Genomic DNA, 3,193 nt, shown 5'->3' on the forward strand with positions numbered 1-3,193 from the left:
AACCCCCACTCCCACGGGTTTGCGCGTAAGTCCTGAATAATTCTCTCAAAATCCGTAGGGTACGCACAGCGTACTCTACGGTGCCGTTCTGTCAGTCAAGCGCTCTTCCGCGTGGTGGATGCCGCCAGATAGGCATTCAGCCCACCCGCCAAGGACGCCACATGGGTATAGCCCCGCTTTTGCAGGGTGTCCGCCGCGATGGCGGAGCGGTGGCCGATGGCGCAGTAGACCACGATGGGGTCGGTGGAATCCGCCACGGCGCTATTAATACGCGCTTCAAGTTGGCTGCGGCTGATATGGATAGCGCCGGGCAAATGACCGGCGCGGAATTCGCCGTCCTCCCGCACGTCGATGACGGTGGCACCGGCCACCACGGCGGCGTCGTATTCGGCGGGGGAGATTTCCCGGATGCGGGTGCGGGCGTCGTTGGCGAGTTTGAGGATGTCGTTGGGATTCATGGAATTTGCCTTGGGTTGCTTGAAGTTAAAGGGAATGGGCCGTAGGTCGGGCTTAAGCCCGACCTACAAAATGACGAAACGGGCTAACGCTGAATCTGAACGCTTCCTCCCTGAATCCGCTTGAGCGTCGCCACAAGAAAATCAATCTCCTCGCAGGTGTTGTAGAACGCCAGCGAGGGCCGGACGGTGGTTTCCAGCCCGAAGCGGCGCAGGATGGGCTGGGCGCAGTGGTGGCCGGAGCGCACCGCGATGCCTTCCCGGTTGAGCGCCTCGCCCACGTCTTCCGAGCGGAAGCCGTCCAGCACGAAGGACAGCACGCCCGCTTTCTCCGCCGCCGTGCCGATGAGCTTGAGGTCCGGCACGGTGAGCAAGCCTTCCGTCGCGTAGACCAGCAGGCCATGCTCGTAGCGGTTGATGTTGTCGATGCCGATGCGCTCCACATAATCCAGCGCCGCGCCCAGCCCCACCGCGTCGGCGATGTTGCCGGTGCCCGCTTCGAAACGGGCCGGGGCGGCGTGGTAGAGGGTCCGCTCGAAGGTCACGTCCTGGATCATGTTGCCGCCGCCCTGCCAAGGCGGGGTGGCGTTGAGCAGGGCCAGCTTGCCGTACACCGCGCCGATGCCGGTCGGCCCGAACACCTTGTGGCCGGAGAACACGTACCAGTCGCAGTCCAGCCATTGCACATCGGCCCGCAGGTGGGAGACCGCCTGCGCGCCATCCACCAGCACCTTCGCGCCGTAGCGGTGGGCGATGGCGACCATCTCCCGAGCGGGCGTCACCGTGCCCAAGGCGTTGGAAACCTGGGAGATGGACACCAGCTTGGTCCTTGGGCCGAGCAGCTTCTCGTACTCTTCCACGATGATCTGGCCGCAGTCGTCCACCGGCGCGACCCGCAGCTTCGCGCCCTTTTCCGAGCAAAGTTGCTGCCAGGGCACGATGTTGGCGTGATGCTCCAGCCAGGTGATGACGATCTCGTCGCCCGGCCCGATATTGCGGTGTCCCCAGCTTTTGGCGACGAGGTTGATGCCCTCCGTGGTGCCGCGCACGAAGATGATTTCGTCGCTGGACAAGGCGTTGAGGAATTTCGCCACCTTGTCCCGCGCCGCCTCGTAGGCATCCGTGGCCCGCGCCGCCAGTTCGTGGGCAGCGCGGTGGATGTTGGAGTTCTCGTGTTGGTAGAAATAGGCCAGCCGGTCGATCACCGCCTGGGGCTTCTGGGTGGTGGCGGCGTTGTCCAGCCACACCAAAGGCTTGCCGCCATGCACGGTCTCTTGCAGGATGGGGAAATCCCGCCGCACCGCATGGATGTCGAAACCGGGATGAGCCGAGACCCAGGCCGGATTCGACGCATTGGCCGGACTATCCACGCCCTGCACGGGCGGCGCACCGGAATAGGCCCGCGCATCGTCCAGGAAGTACAGCGTCAATTCCGACACCTCGCCGCCCGCCGTGACCGGCGAACCGGCGAGGGCTGAAGGCTTGGGTATGTCCGTCGGCGACGGCAGCGGCCCGGCGACGCCCGGCCCGTGGCCCGGCGCTTTCGGCAGCCCCAAATCCGGCAGGAAATCCAGCCCGGCGTCGCGGGGCTTGAGGTCCAGGGTCGGGACCGTGCGGGGCGTGGTCGGGTGGGTGGAGTCCAGGAAGTAAAAGGCCGGACCCGCCGAAGCCGCTTCGACCGCCACACCGGGCCGCGCCGCCGACTCCAACCCGCCCGCCAACAAGCGGGGCAGGGCGGCGAGTTCGTCGAAACCTGGGAAACCCGCGCCCGATGCGGTGTCCGGCGCACTCGGGGACACGGTTAGCGCGGAGAGGCCCGCCGTCCCGGGCAGGGCGGCGAAGAACTCATTCGCCAACCGCGCCAGAATGGCGGGGTCCGGCAACCCGGCGGGAAGCCCCGTGGGATTACTTGTATTCAGGCTGGTAGTCATAGAACTTGCCCACGTCGATGTTTTCCAGCACGGCGATGGCGTCTTCGGTCAGCACCGCCACCGAGCAATACAGGGACACCAGATAGGACGCGATGGCCTTGCGGCTGATGCCCATGAACTTGACCGACAGCCCCAGCCCCTGCTCGCCGGGCAGGCCCGGCTGGTACAGGCCGACCACGCCTTGGCGGGCTTCGCCGGTGCGGATCAGCAGGAGGCTGGTCTTGCCGTCCACGATCTTCACCTTGTCGCAGGGCACCAGGGGAATCCCGCGCCAAGTGATGAACGGCGAACCGAACAGGGTGACGGTGGGCGGCGGCACGCCCCGGCGGGTGGCTTCCCGGCCGAAGGCGGCGATGGTCTTCGGATGGGCCAGGAAGAACGCCGGTTCCTTCCATGTCCGGCTGATGAGTTCGTCCAAATCGTCCGGGGTCGGGCCACCGCCGTGGATGGTCTGGATGCGCTGCTCCGGCGCGACGTTGTTCAACAGCCCATATTCCGGGTTGTTGATGAGTTCGTTCTCCTGCCGCTCCTTGATGGTTTCGATGGCGAGGCGGAGCTGCTCCTTGATCTGGTCGTGGGGGCTGCTGTAGAGGTCCGACACGCGGGTGTGGATGTCCACGGTGGTCGTCACCGCGCTGAGGAAATACTCGCGGGGATTCTCGTCGTAATCCACGAAGGTTTCCGGCAGATCGCGCTCGTCCCGTTGCGAGCAGGCGGTCAGCACGCGGGATTCGTCCTTCACCCGGTTAAGGCGGTAGATGCCCGCCTCCACGCCCACCCACGGCCGCAGATGCAGCAGCCCGCGCG

General features: G+C 65.7%; 3 protein-coding genes. All 3 read right to left on the reverse strand.

The genetic code is table 11. The features are described 5' to 3' along the window. Positions 1-95 precede the first annotated feature (95 nt). Positions 96-458 (reverse strand): rhodanese-like domain-containing protein, encoded by a 363-nt coding sequence (locus tag ACXWUF_RS21050; protein WP_458496514.1) that lies wholly within the window; start codon positions 456-458, stop codon positions 96-98. Positions 459-541: 83 nt separating this feature from the next. Further along, complete coding sequence (locus tag ACXWUF_RS21055) at positions 542-2,386, reverse strand: family 2A encapsulin nanocompartment cargo protein cysteine desulfurase (protein WP_458496515.1); 1,845 nt, start codon at positions 2,384-2,386, stop codon at positions 542-544. Next, positions 2,361-3,193 (reverse strand): family 2A encapsulin nanocompartment shell protein (locus tag ACXWUF_RS21060; protein ID WP_458496516.1); only part of this gene is annotated, 833 nt, incomplete at its 5' end. The genes ACXWUF_RS21060 and ACXWUF_RS21055, both read right to left, overlap by 26 nt.

This window comes from Methylomagnum sp. (assembly GCF_054333355.1).

Coding starts and splice junctions, on each gene's coding strand:
- ACXWUF_RS21050 (WP_458496514.1), bottom strand. CDS start 458: ATGAATCCCAACGACATCCTCAAACTCGCCAACGACGCCCGCACCCGC.
- ACXWUF_RS21055 (WP_458496515.1), bottom strand. CDS start 2,386: ATGACTACCAGCCTGAATACAAGTAATCCCACGGGGCTTCCCGCCGGG.